Here is a 17,217-nt window from a genome sequence, read left to right on the forward strand (position 1 = left end):
AGCATTACTTCTCGTTACGTATACCTTCCAGCAACGAGATAGCTTCGACCAAATGATTGTCAAAAATCCGCCGCGCGACCGCGAGAAGCTCAGTCAAAAGCGGATCACGTAGTGAATACACGACCGATGTACCTTCCTTAAAGCTGTTCACCAAATTTTTGGCCCGTAAAACGGCCAATTGCTGCGATACGGCAGAGCCTTCGGAACCGAGTGCAGTCTGCAGCTCGTTCACATTTCGTTCCCCTTCACTCAGCACCTCCAAAATACGGATGCGCAGAGGGTGAGCCAATGCTTTGAAAAAGTCGGCCTTAAATTTCTGGAGATCTCCTTCCATGCCTGCTCCGTCCCCCTCACAGATTTGTTCTATAGATGATCAACAATATCTGAATATTTGAATATTTAGTACAATAACAGCTTCGGGCCAATTGAACTATGATGTTACTCACACTTCACCATGAGTAAAGTCACATTTTCCCACACTTCTACCTTTCAGGGGTTGACAGCTTCCACAGGTTTCCATTAACATAGCAATTAACTTTAAGAAAAGGGGGCCGACAGACATGACCGAGCTTTACATGATAACGACAGACTGGCAGCATGATACAACCACATATTTGAGTTTTCGTCTCATCGGCCCCGTTCGGGCGACATGATGGGTGATATCACGCTGTCTGACGGTGTGATTAACCAGGCTTTTTTATTTTTTTATGCTATTGGAAGAACAGGTTATTTTACGTATTTATGATGTGTTGATCATAAAATGTAATGACACTTTCGGTGCAGGAAGCCGTAGACGACAAGTCTGCGGCTTTTTTTGTTTTTTAATCTTTTATGCAATTATTTATGAATTTACTTGAAGAAGGGAACTCCCCATTTATATGAATATACAACATACAACCGACTCGTCCTTGCATGAAGGACCATACAGCCATCTGATGAAGCTTCCGGCAGGTGATCTATCCGTATATGCTTCTCAGCAACTTTTCTCATCACTAGATTACAAGGTGTTCGAGATGGCTAATAACAATTTACAAATTCCAGGTATCCGCTATATGGGATACACACCAGATGTACATGTAGGCGTCGGAACCTGCATCGGTACGACTGCTGTATGGGGAATGGAGGACGGCTATGTTTCTCCCTCCATCGTCGGCAGTGATATTGGCTGCGGCATGCGCGTACACTTGACCAATCTGCACAAGGATGCTTTGAAGGAAACCAAGCTGCGCCGTAAGCTGGTCAAAACCATCGACAAATACTTGCCCATGGAAGCCCATCAGCGCGGGCATTATTCGGATATCCGACTGGAGCATATTGTACGCAAGGGTCTACACGGCTTACCCAACAAATATATTCCGGACAGCTACACTCCTAAGAAATCCACCTCACTCACCCATGTAGAGCACAGTAAGTTCTCATTTGACGAGGAGGTGCTGAATCTTGTCGAAGATCGTACATGGCATCGGGCCCACCGACAACTCGGCACGCTGGGTGGAGGCAATCACTTCGTCGAAATCCAGGCGATTGAAATCGCGGAGGAAAACCGCGAAACAGCTGAAGCTTGGGGGATGTTCGACGGTCAGGTGGCTGTGATGATTCATTCGGGATCACGGGCTTGGGGTGGAGCAGTCAGCCAGGCCAGTTCATCTGCCATTGCCAAGGTAATGAGCCGTCTCGGGCTCGGTACCTCCGACCCAAGACTGGTATTCGCACCGCTGGATCATCCCGAGGCTGCACATTATGTCGATATGATGTATTCGGCGCTGAATTATGCCGTCGTGAACCGACATCTCATCGCATACTCCGTGCGTGAAGCCTTCCGCGATGTCTTTGGTACAAAGTGCGAGTTGCGTACTTTGTACGATCTAATGCACAATTATGCTTGGGAGGAATCCCATCCGGATCACGGCAGCGTGTTTGTGCATCGTAAAGGTGCTACGCGTGCTCTTCCAGCAGGACACCCCGACAATCCACGGCCTTATCAGGCGACAGGGCATCCGGCCCTGATCCCCGGCTCTATGGGGACAGCCTCTTATATTATGGTAGGTTTACCGGGCGGTCAGGATAACTTCCACTCCATTTGCCATGGAGCAGGCCGTATTCGTTCGCGTTCTGCGACCAAACGACTCGTCAGTGTGGACGATTTTGCAGGGGCCCTGGGTGTAGGGACAGACGACGAAATTGTGGTCAATCAGGCATCACTGGAAAGCATTATCGACGAATCTCCGCAAGCCTACAAAAATGTAGATGATATTATCGAAAGTGTCACCGGGGCAGGACTCGCAGCAGTTGTAGCCAAATGCAAGCCGCTAGCCGCCCTGAAAGGAGCCAAATAATTTGAGTATAGACATCCCAGCTATTTACGAATTTGATGAACGTACAGATGGACGCATTACCGGTTATGCCGCTTATGCCCGTCTGATCGACGGTATCAGTGAAGCACTCTATAACCGCTACGGCGTAAAATACGTGCTGTATGCCAGCGATGATCCCAATATTGAGTATTGGGATCTGCTGGAGGAGGACATTCGTTCAGGTAGCCCCGATCTGGAGCATGTGGCACGGGTCTTCGATCGTTTGGAGGAACGCACCATCCAGTATGACGATGACGGGCCGACTCCTGAATACGGCGTGCATCTGTCGATGCGTAATAATGTATTCGCCTATCCCAAGTGGGGCATCGCGCTGGCGCGAGTTCCCTTTTTCCGTGAGAATGGCGTGTACAATGAAGATTACGTATTTGCGATAGGCGATCAGGAGCTGCAAGGCTTCCTCGCGGGAGTACGCGGTCGTGAACGTAAGCAGAATATGAAGCGTGTCACCGTTTTTACCGACACAAGCCGTGGACTTTCTCGGCAGGCAGAGCCGATAACCCGCGCAATTACGCGAGATGACGTGATTTTGAAAGCGCAAATCAAACGGGATATTTTCCGATCACTTGATCAGTTTTTTGAAGCGGATCGTACCTTCTATCAGACTTATAACATTCCTTACAAGCGCGGCATTCTACTATACGGCCATCCAGGCAACGGTAAAACAACACTTGTAAAATCTATTGCCAGCAGTGTACCGGGTCCGGCAGCCTACTGGCAAATTACGGAGTATACAACCAGTGAATCGGTCAAAGAGGTGTTCGAGGCGGCTACTCGCCTGGCTCCGATGGTGCTGGTCATTGAGGACATTGATTCCATGCCTCAGGAGGTGCGTTCTTTTTTCCTGAATACCCTCGACGGTGCTACATCCAAGGAGGGCATCTTCCTGATCGGAACGACCAATTATCCCGAAAAAATCGACCCGGGTCTGATGAACCGGGCAGGGCGTTTCGACCGGGCTTATGAAATCAGTTTGCCTGACGAAGCGCTGCGACTGGCATATCTCAAGTTGCGTAACTTCCTTGTTTTTGCAGGAGAAACGGGTACACAGAAGGCGGCAGCCATGACTGACGGGTTTTCGCTGGCACAGCTCGGAGAACTTTATGTCAGCACGGCTCTGGAGTGGCATGAGCAGGGAAAAGCCGATATTGAACTGATTATCAAAGGTATGCGAGGCGAGCTCGATAAGAGCCGTAAGCAGGACTGGCTAAAAAATGTGGCCGAAGGACGAGTCGGGTTCTTCTGATTTATCCTTTCATTGCCTTATCAAGAAATTTATGTTACATTGATAAACAATAAAGTATCGAAAGGGTGACCTTAAGCCAATGATCTACTAATCCTATTCCACCAAAGAAAAAAATCGTAATCTTACGAATTTTCTGGATAGGATTAGTGTAGGCTTTTGGGTATTAACGATAAGAGCATTGCTTCTTTGACGGGAGCAGTGTATCTTCTTGTTCGTATGTCTGCCTCCTATCCAGAAACCAATGGATAAGGAGGTTTTTTGCATGAAAAGAATACTTGGGATTCTAATGATTAATATCTTCATTGTTATGGTGGGCGTGGGTTTAATTACCCCCATCCTGCCGGAACTGATCATTGAGTTTGGAGCCAGTGGGCGGGCAATCGGTTTATTGGTAGCAGCCTATGGCATAACGCAGTTCCTGCTCTCTCCCCTGACTGGACAGCTGTCTGATCGATATGGGAGAAAAGTTTTTATCCTCGTAGGTGTCATTGTTTTTGCTGTAGCTAAATTTATCTTTGCTATCGGAGATGAATTATGGATGCTGTATACCTCAAGACTTCTGGAAGGAATGGCAGCAGCCTTGATTGTTCCTCCTATGATGGCATATGTAGCGGATATTACAACAACCGAAGAACGCGCCAAAGGGAACAGCCTGCTCGCCGCAGCCATGTCATTCGGATTTGTTATTGGACCTGGATTGGGTGGTCTTCTTGCAGGATATGGAACGAGAGTGCCGCTTTACACAGCGACAGGTGCTGCTATAGCTGCTGTTATTTTTTCAGTGTTTTGTTTGCCAGAAAGTTTATCGAAAGAGCAAATGAAAGCAGCGCGGGCAAGAATGATTCAGAAGAAATCTATTTATAAACAATACGCGAGATCGTTGAAGTCAAAATATACGATGCTCTTTGTACTTGTCCTGGTGATGACCTTTGGACTCGCTAATTTTGAATCTGTTCTTGGTTTATATGTAACGAACCGTTTTCAATTTTCAGCGCAACATATTGCTGTCATTCTGACCGTAGGTGCTGTGATCGGAGTCAGTATGCAAGCATTAGTTGTTGCTAAGATAATCAATAAGTTTGGTGAAAGAAGGGTGATCAAAGGATCGCTACTTTTCACCTCAGTTGCTTATATTTTATTTCTCTTCGCCAAAGATTTTTGGAGTATCTTCCTTGTCACTTCCCTTATTTTCTTTGCCACCGCTATGCTCCGTCCAGCTCTTAATACACAATTATCGAAGATGGCAGGGAATGAGCAAGGATATGTAGCTGGTATGAATAATGCCTATATGAGTGTTGGGAATATTTTAGGGCCCACTCTGGCGGGATTTTTATTTGATGCAAATCTGTTCGCTCCATTTATAGCAGGCTGTTGTATTCTGTTGATTACTTTTTTGCTTACATTAAAAATGAAATAAAAGAGGACAACTGATGAGCAAAAGGCAGCTACGGGTGCAAGGCTTTATTTTTGAAATGCCCGGCTGTAGCTGCCTTTTATTCAGTCTAAACGCTTATTTTAATAAATACTGTATTTCCCTTTATTCCACTTCCCCGCTCAGACGATTCAAAAACTGAATAGCCCGTGGACTGGTGGGCTGCTCCAGAACCTCATGCGGCGTACCCTGCTCAACGATTACACCCTGATCCATCAAAATCACATGGTCCGCGACCTCGGCTGCAAACTTCATTTCATGGGTAACAATGACCATCGTCATCCCTTCGGCAGCCAGCTGTTTTATAACCTTGAGTACTTCGCCTACCAACTCGGGGTCAAGCGCGGAGGTCGGCTCGTCGAACAATAGTACCTCAGGTTCGACCGCCATTGCCCGGGCAATACCGACACGTTGCTGCTGTCCTCCCGACAACTGATGCGGATAGGATTCCGCTTTATCAGCCAACCCCACTTTTTTAAGCAATTCCAATGCACGTTTGCGCGCCTCGTCCTTGCTCTTTTTCTGAACCGTGACTTGTCCCTCCATCACATTTTGTACTGCTGTCATATGCGGGAAGAGGTTGTAGGATTGAAATACCATCCCTGTCCGCTTGCGCAGTGCCAAAATGTTTTCTTGCCGGAGCTTCGTTCCTTTCGCAAAATTCAGTGCAATATCCCCTACTTGGATCTCTCCTTGGTCAGGAACCTCCAGCAAATTCAAGCAGCGTAAAAGCGTTGTTTTACCAGAACCGGAAGGACCGATGATAACAAGCACTTTCCCCTTACCCAACGTCACGTCAACACCCTTAAGCACTTCCAGCGAGCCGAACGATTTGTGTATATTCCGAATTTGGATCACCGGTACAATCTCCTTTATCTGACGGAAAAACGGCCTAGTCGCTTCTCCAGGTAATTTTGCAGCACAGTCAATATGGTGCTAAATAACAGGTAAATAACCCCCGCCTCGGTATACACCAATAGCGGTTCGTATGTGGTAGCTACAATCTGGTTAGCCGTTCTGAACATTTCCACATAGGTGATGGTCGCAGCCAGTGAGGTATCCTTCACCAAGCTGATGAATGAATTAGCCAACGGAGGTACGGACACACGGGATGCTTGCGGGAGCACGATACGACGCAATACTTGCCAGCGCGTCATCCCCAGGGAGTACCCCGCCTCCCATTGGCCTTCCTGAATGGATATGATAGCCGCACGCATAATTTCAGAGCTATAAGCCCCTACGCTGAGGGTAAAGCCGATCACTGAAGCAATAAACGGGTCCAGTGTAATACCTACGGAAGGTAAACCATAGAAAATAATATACAATTGCACCAGCAAAGGAGTTCCTCGAATCACCCATACATAGAAGCCGAAAATCAGCTTGAGTATTCTCCATTTGGACAGCCGGGCCAACGCTGTAATCAGCGCAAGCACGAGTCCAAGAGCAAAGGAGATAAGCGTGAGCGGAATCGTAAAAGAAACCCCTGCTTTTAGCAGAGGCAATAATGAATCCATAATGATTTGTATTTGGCGATCATCCATTGTACAGACATCCTTTGAAAAGATAGGTTTGAGAAGATTCGGTTCGACTTGGCGAACGTTGGGTCTTCATTTATTATTTGGATACGTCGGCTCCAAAATATTTCTCGGAAATTTTCAGGTACGTACCGTCAGCCTTCATATCAGCCAGCGCTTTGTTTACTTCCTTGATCAAATCTTTGCTGCCTTTATTGAATACAGCTGCGCTGTGTGAAGCATCTGGAGATTCGTCCACCTTTTTGATGGGTGCATCAGGCTTTTGCTTTTTCAGATCGAGATAGGATAATCCATCATTGACGGTCGCATCCACCCGTTTGGAAGTCAGGAGGTCAATGGCTTGGTTGAATCCCTCTGTTGCCACAATTTCCGCACCGTTGCTTTTCGCGATTTGAGTCAGGTTGCTGGTCAGGGATTGCCCGGACTTTTTCCCTTTTAGATCGGCAAATTTCTGGATGTCCGTATTATCTTCGCTCACGATCAGCACGGCCTTGGAGACAATGTACGGATCGGAGAAATCATATTTTTGTTTGCGCTCATCTGTAATGGACACTTCATTGAATACCGTGTCAAACCGCTTGGAGTTCAACCCTGCGAATATGCCGTCCCATTGCGTCTCGATAAACTCCGGTTGTACCCCCAGACGTTTACTCACTTCGGTCGCAATATCGACATCGAAGCCTGTCAGTTTACCAGCAGCATCATGGTAGGTAAACGGAGCATAGGTGCCTTCCGTGCCAATTCTTAGCTTGCCGCTTGCTTTTACAGATTCAAGAGTAGCTGTAGCAGTGGTATCTGCTTTTCCATTATTAGATCCGTTTTCTCCGGTAGATGCATTATTGGTACTGGCGCCTTTATCGTTGTTACCGCATGCCGAAACCAGCAATGCCATCACGATGAGTACAATCGGCAAAAAACTAAATTTTTTCATGGTATCCACACTCTTTCCCTTTTCTTGATAACCTAGCACACGGCTGGTCATTGAATAGTACATCATTCATTTTCACGCGTCAATGCTTTTATCCAATAATCCCTATGCAAAAGGTAAGCTATTTACTTTTGCAGCCTTTAGTTATTCTAGGTTGACTCTTTCATTGGCAGGCTATTCATTATAACTCCCCTCACAGCAACTTTTTCTGTACCCTTACGTTAGAGATTTCGTATAATAGGTTTTAATATGCCGTTCTGAAATCTGTACCGGAGTGTGATCATGGATACCCAAAATTCAACCTTATCCTCTACTTCACCTGAAGAAAGTCACTCGGCCTGGGCTACCTTCACTTCACCTTTAAAACAATCCAAAGCGTTCACCTTGTTGTGGCTTGGACATTGGATCGCAATGTTGGGGAGCTCAGTCACCACAGTCATTTTGCCACTGGTTATCTATTCCCTAACAGGCTCGACTACTATCATGGGACTGGCGATGACTGTTTATATGTTGCCTAACGTACTTATTCTGCCTTTCGCAGGCATGATCGTGGACAGAATTGACCGAATTCGTCTCCTTCTGTTTACGAATATCGCCCGGTTTGGACTGATGTTCATTGCGGCGGTGCTGATGTTTACAGGCGGGATGAAATTGCCGTTTCTATTCGTTGGCCTAGCGTTGTACGGATTGATGGACGGTATCTTTAATCCTGCTTATTCTGCCTTACGTGCGCAGGTATTCACACCGGACATACGCAATGCAGCCAACGCGCTTAGTCAGATCAGTATACAAGCCGTCCGTCTACTTGGTCCTCCGTTAGGAGGCTTCATTGTATCTTTTTCCTCACCGGGTGTCGGCTTTGGACTGGATTCTATCGCTTATCTGATATCTTTTGCCTGCTTTTGGATGTTAAGCGCTCATTTGGCCTCCATCATCGGCAAAGGTCAGGTAGATCCAGAACAGCAAGATCAGGGTGGACAGCATTTTCTCAAGGATTTTATCGCAGGCTTTACCATTCTCAAAAGCCATCCTTGGCTATGGATTACGATTCTTGCCTTTTCCTTCATTAATATTTGTTATTCAGGCATTATCGCTGTACTCATTCCGTGGCTGTTTAAGGTTCATCATGGCTACAATCCAATCGTATACGGCATTGCGATGGCAAGTAGCGGCATTGGCGCTATGCTGGGAGCCTTTGTGTATGGATCACGTAAGCATTGGAAGCATCGCGGTCTGCTCGCTTACTTAGGAGCTTTTGTCAGCGGTCTTGCTTTACTACTGTTGTCTGTAGTCACCTGGATGCCAGGACTGATTATGAGCATGATGCTCGAAGGATTTGGCATTATGATATTTGCGATTATCTGGGAGACAAGCCTTCAGGAATTAGTCCCAGCCGAGTCTTTTGGACGTGTAGCTAGTCTGGATCTGATGTTTTCCTTTGCCCTGCTCCCTGTCGGCTATCTGGCAGTAGGTGCTGTGGCGGACAAGCTTGGTGGTTTGTTCACAATTGGCATGTTTGCAACCATCGGCATGTGTATCGTACTTGGCGTCCTAAGTGTTCCGCATATCAGGCGGTTTCAATAGGAAAAATTCGTCACTTTTCCTCAAAAAAAGCTGCTCCCACAGGTTCATTTTCGAACCTTGCGGAAGCAGCTTCTCTCCATTTTAGCTTTGTGCCTCATTGGGGCTATTCTATTCAACGATTCGTAAAGTTAGCCTCTGCTCCGTCCAACGGAACGGAAGATCAAGCTTACAATCACAACCAGCACAATCGCACCAATTAATGCAGGAACGATGTAGAACGATCCGATTTCAGGACCCCAGTCTCCCAGAATCAAGCTACCCAACCATGCGCCGATAAAACCAGCGATGATGTTACCTATCACGCCACCCGGAACATCACGACCTGCAATAATTCCTGCCAACCAACCAATAATACCACCAACAATCAATGCCCATAACCAACTCATTTTGCGTCACCTCGTTTAAGTTTTTATCGTTGTGTTCTATTATTAACCACTCGAACTCCTTTTGAACACACAAAAGACGATTGGTTAATATTACCACAGTACGGAACATTGATTTAGAGACTTGATACCATCTTACGTGCCTCTACGACTATTTATACCCCTTGTGTGAAAAGTGTGTCTCATATGCGTTTATCCTTGTATTCCTGCTTTTTTTGTGCCATCCTCACATTATGGCTTCATTAATGTCACTTCATGCATAAGTTACAAAAATAACAGATTTTAAGGAGTGACCCCAACTGGAGTGTCGAGTAGGATGTGCCGCGTGCTGTATTGCCATTACGATTTCTTCCCCTATTCCCGGCATGCCAGATGGAAAACCAGCTGGTGTTCCTTGCCCTCAGCTCACTTCCGATTACCGTTGCCGATTGTTTGGCAAACCTGAGCGCCCAGTTGTATGCAGTGGATTCCATGCTGATGAGGATACGTGTGGAAGCACTAATGAAAGAGCATTTGAGCTGCTGAGAGAGCTGGAGGAGTCAACTTTACCGGGTAAAGCTTAAGGAGAAGTTCATTCTATATGAAGGAGAATTTTAATTATGAATGTTATTGAAAAAAGAATTGCCGAATTGAAGCAATATCGGCCCGATCTTACCGCCCCGAAGGATATAGATTTATTCTGGGCCAATACATTGGAAGAAGTCCACACCAAACCTGTACGTGCGTTCAAAGCTCCCGTAGAAACACCATATCCTCATATCCTTGCCTACCGGGTTACTTTTGAGGGTGTCGATGATACGCCTCTGCATGCCTGGTATGTACGCCCCCGATTTGCCGGAGATCAAAAACTGCCGTGTATCGTTCTGTTTCATGGCTATACAGGCGGAAAAGGCTATCCTGAAGATTATTCCTCCTGGCTCATGCTTGGCTTTGCAGTATTGGCGGTAGATGTGCGTGGTCAGGGAGGAGAAACGGGAGACCGTCTGGGTGATCCTCATGGTACGATTAAAGGCTGGGTAACGAAAGGAATATTGGACAAGGATACCTGCTACTACAAAACGATTACAACCGATGCCCTTAGAGCCGTAGATTGGGTAGCGGTGCAGTCGGATGTCGATTCGGCTAAAATCGCAATCAGTGGCGCCAGTCAAGGCGGCGGACTTTCATTAATGGTGGCTGCGCTTAGCGATAAAGCTGCCATTACGGTAGCGGATATCCCCAATATGTGTCATATGGATTTTGGTATGATGAATTCTACCAGTTCACTGACGGAAGCAGCTGAATTCGCCAACCGATTTCCGGAGCATTTGGAGCAGGTACTACATACATTAAGTTATTTTGACGTGATGAATCTGGCTCATCGTATTCGTATCCCGATCATGGTATCGGTAGGGTTCAAGGATACGGTGTGTATGCCTGAGACGATTTTCGCCGCGTATAACCGCATTGAATCAGCGAAAACGATTGAAATTTATCCGTTTACCGGACATTGGGTTGAAGGCTTTCAAAGACGCAAAACGGCAGAATTTTTAGTTCAGCATTTTTCATAATTCCTCCGGTGCACAAAAAAAGAACACCACGCATCAAACTGCGTAATGTTCTTTTCTACTGCATCGGGGCCAGTCCCGCTTACGCCCGACAAACTCCTCGACAACTCACACGAAACAAATCTTCTAAGATTACGATGCAGCTCGCTGTTCTGCTGCCGAATCCCCTGTCCATTTTCGCACCCAAACAAAATCCATAATCATCAGACCAAACGGGATGAAGGAGGCAAACATAATAAAAAGAGGCCGCCGTATAGACCAGTGCAGTGCTGTTTTTCCATAGATTAAAGCAACGAGGAGCAACAAAAAGCTCACCCGGTATATGTTACCAATCACCATAACCGCCTGGGTCATGCCCGCAGCTTGCAGGGGCTGGTGGGTGAATAGTATCGCCAAATAAGCTATAGCTTGAATCCAGAGCATGAGTCGGACACGCCCCAAAGGTGTTCTTAACACAAATGTAATCCCCTCTCCATAAGCAAGGATGTTCTCTCATCCTTTACACATCCTTTATTATAACGAAAAGGTCCCCAAACTCCAACCTATCCATTTTTGAATTTTGACCTAATGAGTTGTGTCTGATACAGTTGTGTAAGAGGTGATTATAAATGCTTAAACTGGGTATGCTGGACCAGTCTCATATTCCTGAAGGCGGTACTGCTCAGGATGCATTATCCAATACAACAGATTTAGCGCGTGAAGCTGATCAACTGGGATATAGCCGTTATTGGGTATCCGAACATCATGCGTCCAAAACACTAGCGCACTCCAGCCCTGAGGTGCTGATTGCGCATTTGGCTGCTCACACATCGCGCATTCGTGTGGGTTCAGGCGGTATTATGCTGCCACACTACAGCGCGTATAAAGTCGCCGAAAACTTCCGCTTGCTGGAGGCGCTCCATCCAGGACGCATCGACCTGGGAATAGGACGTGCTCCCGGTGGTTTACCCCTGGCTACTCGTGCCCTGCAGGAAGGCAAGTACCAATCTGTCGAACAATATCCACAGCAGATTCTCGATTTAATCGATTACTTCCATGATTCGGTGCCTGACAATCATCGATTTGCCGGTCTTCATGCCTCCCCGATGATATCGACCGTCCCTGAATTATGGTTGCTTGGCTCCAGCGGAGAGAGCGCCCGATTGGCCGCGATGATGGGTGCCTCCTATGCCTTTGCCCAATTTTTCGGGACTCCAGGTGGTGTAGAAGCTACCGCACGTTACCACGAGCAATTCCAGCCTTCCATTCTGGGTGATAAGCCCCATTCCATGGCAGCAGTTACGGTGGCCTGCGCGGAAACCGAAGAGGAAGCTGAGCAGCTGGCGTCCAGTGCTAGTTTGTATTTCCTTTTGCTCATGCAAGGTAAAGAAATGAGTTCTCTTCCGTCGGTGAAAACAGCAATGTCCTATCCGTACACGGAGTTGGATCGTGAGCGGCTGCGTCAGTCCGCAGCATGGCGCGTTGTTGGTACCCCTGAACAGTGTAAGGAACAACTGCTAAGACTGGCTGAGCAGTATCGTACCGATGAGTTACTGGTCGTTTCATCCATTCATGACTTCGATAAACGTGTTCAGTCCTACCGTCTGCTGGCCAAAGCTTTTGGTTTGGTATAGACGCAATTGAACAGAGGCTGAGCTTCAGAAACACAAAAAACCCCCGCCTGCCTATGATGGCAACAGCGGGGGTTTGTCGTAGAGAAGGGTTCATTGGAACCAACCCCTCTGCACTATGGAAGTAATTCAAGCACCACAAAAGTCGAACATCGTATGGTACTTTGGTAGTATATGAACATAAACTAAAGTGTCAGTCGTTTCCGCCTAAAGTGCCAGTTCGTATATACCAAAGGCGCATATTCAATACTCCAAACCTTGGAAAGATTGTATCCAAAAGTCCCGTATCTTTACTCGTTTCGCTAAAGTTAGTAACGGTTAATTCTAAGGTTCTATACCCCAAACCAGCTTACCCTGTTGATATACAGTGCCATGGTCCCAGTCTGCAAATGCTTTTTGGGTAGCGCCATAGGAGTAATCGTTGGTCTCATCAAAATTGCTCCAATTTGCAGCATGAATACGGGGTTGAATTTCTCCGCTTTCCCCACCGGGCTGAATCGTTCCCGCTCCATCTGTAAAAGAAATCTCCACATATTTATCAGCCTTGGCCTTTGGCTTCGGCAATGTTACAAAAGTTGCTTTTACCTTTTCATTGCCAATCCTGGCCCAGTCTACAAAAAACTGCTGAGCTTGTTTGCTTTCATCTGTGTAATAGTAGCGAATTTTTAGATCACTCAACTTCACAGCTGTTTTCCCTGTATTTTTGATATTAAATTCAGGACGGATTGCGTTATCCTTGGCATTTGTGTCACCGGTGCGATACTGTAGCACAATTCCTTGATCGTTACTATCTGGTGTACTTCCTCCGTTACCGTTATCGCCGCCGTTGTTGCCTCCACCGTTATTACCGCCAGTGTTGCCATCTCCGCCGTTATCCCCACCGTTGTTTCCGCCTCCACCAATGTTGCTGGAGCCTTCCAGAATCGCCTGTTTTACGAATTTGCCGGAAGCGGATAATTGTGAATCAGGCCATCCGCCTTTACGGTCAGCACCAGGCAACAGCGCAGCAGAGGTCTCATTTTTATCTGCCAGCGACCAGTTAGCCCAACTGATTCCACGGCTGGCAAGAAAATCAGTCCATACTTTGGATTCATTCAGGAACGGACCACCGTTACCCGAAGCATCGCTTGTACCCCACTCGGTAGCAAATATGCCCACGCCTTTGTTCAGCGCATAATCGACCCGATCGCGCAAGTACTGTCCATGCGTACCCGCATAGAAATGTACGGTATACATTGTATTCTTGTCTGGAAGTGGATGGTCAGCTGCATCATGTACATCCTGACTCCATGTGCCTGTTCCTACAATAATAATATTGTCCGGGTCCTTAGCTCGAATAACCTGAGATACCTCAGACGCATAAGGTCGGATTTGATTGTTCCAGTTCACATTCCCATTCGGCTCATTGGCAAGCTCATAGATTACGTTAGGCAAATGGCCGTACTGAGTCGAAAATTCATTAAAGAAAGCTTTGGCTTCATTTTTATGAATGTTCGGATCGCCATCTGAAAGAATGTGCCAGTCAATTATGACGTACAAGCCCAGTTTCTGTGCTGCCTCAATCGCTTCCTTCACTTTATTTTTCAAAGAAGGATTGGCGATATAACCATCTTCTTCAGTGTACAGTGCAACTCGGAATACGGAAATGCCCCAATCGTCCCGTAGCCATTTCATAGAGTCCTGATTTACCAGATCCCCAAACCATTGGACGCCGTGAGAGCTAATACCTTTGAGTTGTACAGGTTTACCGTTTTTATCCACCAGTTTACCATTCTTTACTGAAAGTTGTCCGTAACGTTCCACAGGGGTCGTCCCGGCAGCCTCTGCTGTTTGCGTATTCCAGTTGAATCCGTTCGTTAACGTTAATAGCAATACTGCTGTTAGCATCACCGCTACTCTTTTTGCGATCCTTGGCAGGACCCATTGCCCATTCATCATTTACACATTCCTTTCTTTTTATAAAGTAGATGAGACTTATCAGTACGTTGTTCTCCGCTCTTTCGCCTCCTCCTTCATACAACAAGAGGATCAGGTCCAAACATCGATGTCACTTACCTGTATATGGATGATACTACTATTATAGTTAGTTTCATGTTACATTTCGACTTTATGATAGAAAATGAACAGGAAGTCACGGTTTTGGGATGTGTTCTGCTTTGTTGGCTACTATAGAGTACTAAAGGGACAAAAGACTCATTTACCAATTGCAAAATTTGGAGAATTTTAGTTGTTTAATAAAAAAAGACTGCTTCCCGATGCCTTAGCTCGGTATAGCAGTCTTATAAATGATCTTATATGTGATCGAATAATGTTACAAATATCGTCTTAACGTATGATCTCCCTATTACCCCTGAGCAGTTGCTTGAGGCTCTTTGGTCGTCTGATCTTCCTTCATATCGCCGCCATCCGTCGCTTGATCTGTCAGTACAGTCTCAGATGAGTTACCTATTACCTTGTCAATAAGTTGCAGCCAAGGTTCTTCACTACCTCCACAGCTCTCAATATCACCGAGCAAGGACTCTAGCGTGGTTCCTTCTTCTGGCAAATCAATAACTAAACTGTCTTCGTCAACTTGGATGGTGCAGCAGGTTTTCATTGTAAATCCCTCGCTTAATTCATATTTGAGCATACAGTAAGCTAGCTCAGATGGGATGAACTCCCATGGATTCCGGGATAAGCCCTTTGAATCCGTCTGAAATTATAAACCTAATGCACATCAATTGCAATGAACAAACCTTGAATTTTTAAGAATTAGCGAGTGTTACAGAATGGATATCTAAATGAAGTGTTCGCGACAGTAATTTTGGATATATAAAGAATCAGTTCAAACTTTCAGCAAGCTCCGTAAAAATCACTCCAAGTGCATAAGCCCCTGCGTCTGGATAACCAAGGCTTCTCTCTCCGACCGTTCCGGCACGGCCCATGCGCGCCACGATGTCTTCCGTCTTTTTGGCCCCTGATACAGCGGCTTGAGCACCTCTTACAAAGGCTGTCTTCACGTCAAAATCTAATTTCGCGCTCTCCACCCAGCTATCCGCACATGGCACTAATGCATCTATAAGCGTTTTATCGCCAACGACGGCTCCTCTGCCGAAAGAACGTTCGCCTGTCGATTGTATACCTTGCACCGCAGCCTGCATCATATCTGCGAATTCGGAAACGGTGAGTTCGCTTCGTTCGCCCGCAGATCGTGCCGCTGCGCGAAATGCTGAGCCCCAGATCGGGCCCGAAGCGCCACCGCAGTATTCCATGATGACGAGCGAGCATGAATGAAGAAAGGCTCCCATCGTCAAAGAATCTTGATTCAGGATGTCTCTCCATTCCCGTTTCAGCTGACGAAATCCCTTTGCAACGCTCATGCCAAAGTCGCCGTCGCCTGCATGAGAGTCAAGATCGCAGAAAGGTACCTCATTCTTGATGATAACCTCGCTCATCTTATCGACTAGGTAGATAAGATTGTTCAACGTAATCTTGTTGCTCTCAATAACCGCAAAGGCAGGGTCAGTTTCCACCTCAAAGGATACTTGCCGCTTTTCGTCTGCTACAGTTGAAATATCCGTGAATACGACATGATCAACAGGTCCAGCCACCTTAAACGCTGGTGCGTTGCTTTCATGGGAAAGGAGCGTTTTCAGTTCGTTGTCCAGCTTCATGATGGAAACCGAGATACCTGCCATATCGATACTCGTCATATAATTATTGACAAAAGTGCGATCAATCTTGATCCCCTTCGCTGCTAGTTCGCGAGTGACCGAATGGTTGAAGAGGTACAGTTCTTGCAGAGGCGTACCGCCGAAACCATTGATCAACAGGGCAATTTCTCCGCTAAATCCAGTTTCAATCTGCATGTCTCGAAGGAGATCGGTCACCATTCTGCCTGCCAGCGTATCCGCATCCGTCAGCTTCTCGCGGCTGGTCCCAGGCTCGCCGTGAATGCCGACGCCATACTCGATTTCATCATGCCCGAGCTCTAATGTTGGCGTGCCCTTCGCCGGCACGGTACACGAAGTCAATGCGAATCCGATACTGCGTATATTCGCAGCGGCTTTCTCGGCCACTGCTTTAACTTCCGCCAGACTCCGGCCCTCTTCCGCCGCTGCACCCGCGATCTTATGGACGAGTACCGTTCCCGCCACCCCGCGCCGTCCGACCGTATATAGGCTGTCTTCTACAGCGATGTCGTCTTCAACCTTTACATAGTCCACTTCCAGACCGTCTTCAGTGGCCAGATGGGCGCCGTTTCTAAAGTTCATAATATCGCCGCTGTAATTTTTGATAATCAGCAGCGCACCTTTTTTCCCGGTTGTCGCTCGGATGGCCTGATATACTTGAATCTGTGAGGGAGAGGCGAAGACATCACCGCAGACCGCGGCATCGAGCATCCCTTTGCCAACGAAGCCGGCGTGGGCGGGCTCATGCCCGCTGCCACCGCCGCTGATGAGCGTTACTTTCTCCGCATTCAATTCCTTTTTCTTGAGCACTTTGTATTTTGGCAGAAATTCCAACTCGGGATGCGCGAGCGCAATACCACTGCACATCTCAAGGACCAAATTTTCTGCACGGTTGATGACCTTTTTCAT

General features: G+C 46.9%; 16 protein-coding genes. 7 read left to right on the top strand and 9 right to left on the bottom strand.

The genetic code is table 11. The annotated features are described in order from the left end of the window. Window positions 1-4: 4 nt before the first annotated feature. Entirely contained in the window at window positions 5-334 is a 330-nt protein-coding gene (locus T3H97_RS18900; protein ID WP_013311437.1) for an ArsR/SmtB family transcription factor, read from the bottom strand. Between the two features lie 544 nt (window positions 335-878). Between T3H97_RS18900 and T3H97_RS18905 the strand changes: the two genes are divergently transcribed. The 3 genes from T3H97_RS18905 (at window position 879) to T3H97_RS18915 (ending at window position 5,035) form a co-directional block, all read left to right on the top strand. Next, a complete protein-coding gene (locus T3H97_RS18905; protein ID WP_250239968.1) occupies window positions 879-2,336 on the top strand; it encodes an RtcB family protein in 1,458 nt (485 codons plus the stop codon). Between the two features lies 1 nt (window position 2,337). After that, entirely contained in the window at window positions 2,338-3,618 is a 1,281-nt protein-coding gene (locus tag T3H97_RS18910) for an ATP-binding protein (protein ID WP_328800565.1), read from the top strand. 262 nt (window positions 3,619-3,880) lie between these two features. Next, the gene (locus T3H97_RS18915; RefSeq protein ID WP_328800566.1) at window positions 3,881-5,035 is read left to right on the top strand and encodes an MFS transporter; all 1,155 of its coding nucleotides are present in this window, start codon (window positions 3,881-3,883) and stop codon (window positions 5,033-5,035) included. Window positions 5,036-5,155: 120 nt separating this feature from the next. Here T3H97_RS18915 and T3H97_RS18920 read toward each other — a convergent pair whose 3' ends face one another. The 3 genes from T3H97_RS18920 to T3H97_RS18930 form a co-directional block, all read right to left on the bottom strand. After that, entirely contained in the window at window positions 5,156-5,908 is a 753-nt protein-coding gene (locus tag T3H97_RS18920) for an amino acid ABC transporter ATP-binding protein (protein ID WP_311079347.1), read from the bottom strand. A gap of 14 nt (window positions 5,909-5,922) precedes the next feature. Further along, window positions 5,923-6,591, bottom strand: a complete 669-nt coding sequence (locus tag T3H97_RS18925) for an amino acid ABC transporter permease (RefSeq protein ID WP_165178660.1) — start codon at window positions 6,589-6,591, stop codon at window positions 5,923-5,925. Window positions 6,592-6,664: 73 nt separating this feature from the next. Next, window positions 6,665-7,516 carry an amino acid ABC transporter substrate-binding protein gene (locus tag T3H97_RS18930; RefSeq protein WP_328800567.1) on the bottom strand — a complete coding sequence of 284 codons (852 nt, stop codon included), beginning with the start codon at window positions 7,514-7,516 and terminating at the stop codon, window positions 6,665-6,667. Between the two features lie 279 nt (window positions 7,517-7,795). Here T3H97_RS18930 and T3H97_RS18935 point away from each other — a divergent pair, with 279 nt between their 5' ends. Continuing rightward, window positions 7,796-9,097, top strand: coding sequence for an MFS transporter (locus T3H97_RS18935; RefSeq protein WP_328800568.1), 1,302 nt, complete (start codon window positions 7,796-7,798; stop codon window positions 9,095-9,097). A 128-nt stretch (window positions 9,098-9,225) separates the two neighbouring features. On the opposite strand, the gene T3H97_RS18940 is transcribed toward T3H97_RS18935, so the two are convergent. Continuing rightward, a complete protein-coding gene (locus T3H97_RS18940) occupies window positions 9,226-9,483 on the bottom strand; it encodes a GlsB/YeaQ/YmgE family stress response membrane protein (RefSeq protein ID WP_025686368.1) in 258 nt (85 codons plus the stop codon). A gap of 296 nt (window positions 9,484-9,779) precedes the next feature. On the opposite strand from T3H97_RS18940, the gene T3H97_RS18945 reads away from it, so the two are divergent. Next, entirely contained in the window at window positions 9,780-10,043 is a 264-nt protein-coding gene (locus T3H97_RS18945) for a YkgJ family cysteine cluster protein (protein WP_013311446.1), read from the top strand. Between the two features lie 36 nt (window positions 10,044-10,079). Beyond that, window positions 10,080-11,030 carry an acetylxylan esterase gene (locus tag T3H97_RS18950; RefSeq protein ID WP_328800569.1) on the top strand — a complete coding sequence of 317 codons (951 nt, stop codon included), beginning with the start codon at window positions 10,080-10,082 and terminating at the stop codon, window positions 11,028-11,030. Between the two features lie 129 nt (window positions 11,031-11,159). On the opposite strand, the gene T3H97_RS18955 is transcribed toward T3H97_RS18950, so the two are convergent. Continuing rightward, on the bottom strand, window positions 11,160-11,483 hold the full coding sequence (locus T3H97_RS18955; RefSeq protein ID WP_025723814.1) for a DUF3817 domain-containing protein: 324 nt from the start codon (window positions 11,481-11,483) through the stop codon (window positions 11,160-11,162). 152 nt (window positions 11,484-11,635) lie between these two features. Between T3H97_RS18955 and T3H97_RS18960 the strand changes: the two genes are divergently transcribed. Then, entirely contained in the window at window positions 11,636-12,640 is a 1,005-nt protein-coding gene (locus tag T3H97_RS18960; RefSeq protein WP_328800570.1) for an LLM class flavin-dependent oxidoreductase, read from the top strand. Between the two features lie 321 nt (window positions 12,641-12,961). Here the strand turns inward: T3H97_RS18960 and T3H97_RS18965 are convergent, their stop codons facing one another. The 3 genes from T3H97_RS18965 to dhaK form a co-directional block, all read right to left on the bottom strand. Continuing rightward, the gene (locus T3H97_RS18965; protein ID WP_328800571.1) at window positions 12,962-14,575 is read right to left on the bottom strand and encodes a cellulase family glycosylhydrolase; all 1,614 of its coding nucleotides are present in this window, start codon (window positions 14,573-14,575) and stop codon (window positions 12,962-12,964) included. 406 nt (window positions 14,576-14,981) lie between these two features. Beyond that, window positions 14,982-15,233, bottom strand: a complete 252-nt coding sequence (locus T3H97_RS18970) for a hypothetical protein (protein ID WP_025723818.1) — start codon at window positions 15,231-15,233, stop codon at window positions 14,982-14,984. Window positions 15,234-15,456: 223 nt separating this feature from the next. After that, on the bottom strand, window positions 15,457-17,217 hold the full coding sequence (dhaK, locus tag T3H97_RS18975; protein WP_328800572.1) for a dihydroxyacetone kinase subunit DhaK: 1,761 nt from the start codon (window positions 17,215-17,217) through the stop codon (window positions 15,457-15,459).

It is taken from the genome of Paenibacillus sp. LX16, from assembly GCF_036252815.1.
Taxonomy (GTDB): domain Bacteria; phylum Bacillota; class Bacilli; order Paenibacillales; family Paenibacillaceae; genus Paenibacillus; species Paenibacillus polymyxa_B.

Excerpts from the sequence above, each read along its gene's own strand:
- T3H97_RS18900 (WP_013311437.1), bottom strand. The coding sequence starts at position 334 with ATGGAAGGAGATCTCCAGAAATTTAAGGCCGACTTTTTCAAAGCATTG.
- T3H97_RS18905 (WP_250239968.1), top strand. The coding sequence starts at position 879 with ATGAATATACAACATACAACCGACTCGTCCTTGCATGAAGGACCATAC.
- T3H97_RS18915 (WP_328800566.1), top strand. The coding sequence starts at position 3,881 with ATGAAAAGAATACTTGGGATTCTAATGATTAATATCTTCATTGTTATG.
- T3H97_RS18925 (WP_165178660.1), bottom strand. The coding sequence starts at position 6,591 with ATGGATGATCGCCAAATACAAATCATTATGGATTCATTATTGCCTCTG.
- T3H97_RS18930 (WP_328800567.1), bottom strand. The coding sequence starts at position 7,516 with ATGAAAAAATTTAGTTTTTTGCCGATTGTACTCATCGTGATGGCATTG.
- T3H97_RS18935 (WP_328800568.1), top strand. The coding sequence starts at position 7,796 with ATGGATACCCAAAATTCAACCTTATCCTCTACTTCACCTGAAGAAAGT.
- T3H97_RS18940 (WP_025686368.1), bottom strand. The coding sequence starts at position 9,483 with ATGAGTTGGTTATGGGCATTGATTGTTGGTGGTATTATTGGTTGGTTG.
- T3H97_RS18950 (WP_328800569.1), top strand. The coding sequence starts at position 10,080 with ATGAATGTTATTGAAAAAAGAATTGCCGAATTGAAGCAATATCGGCCC.
- T3H97_RS18960 (WP_328800570.1), top strand. The coding sequence starts at position 11,636 with ATGCTTAAACTGGGTATGCTGGACCAGTCTCATATTCCTGAAGGCGGT.
- T3H97_RS18965 (WP_328800571.1), bottom strand. The coding sequence starts at position 14,575 with ATGATGAATGGGCAATGGGTCCTGCCAAGGATCGCAAAAAGAGTAGCG.
- T3H97_RS18970 (WP_025723818.1), bottom strand. The coding sequence starts at position 15,233 with ATGAAAACCTGCTGCACCATCCAAGTTGACGAAGACAGTTTAGTTATT.
- dhaK (WP_328800572.1), bottom strand. The coding sequence starts at position 17,217 with ATGAAAAAGGTCATCAACCGTGCAGAAAATTTGGTCCTTGAGATGTGC.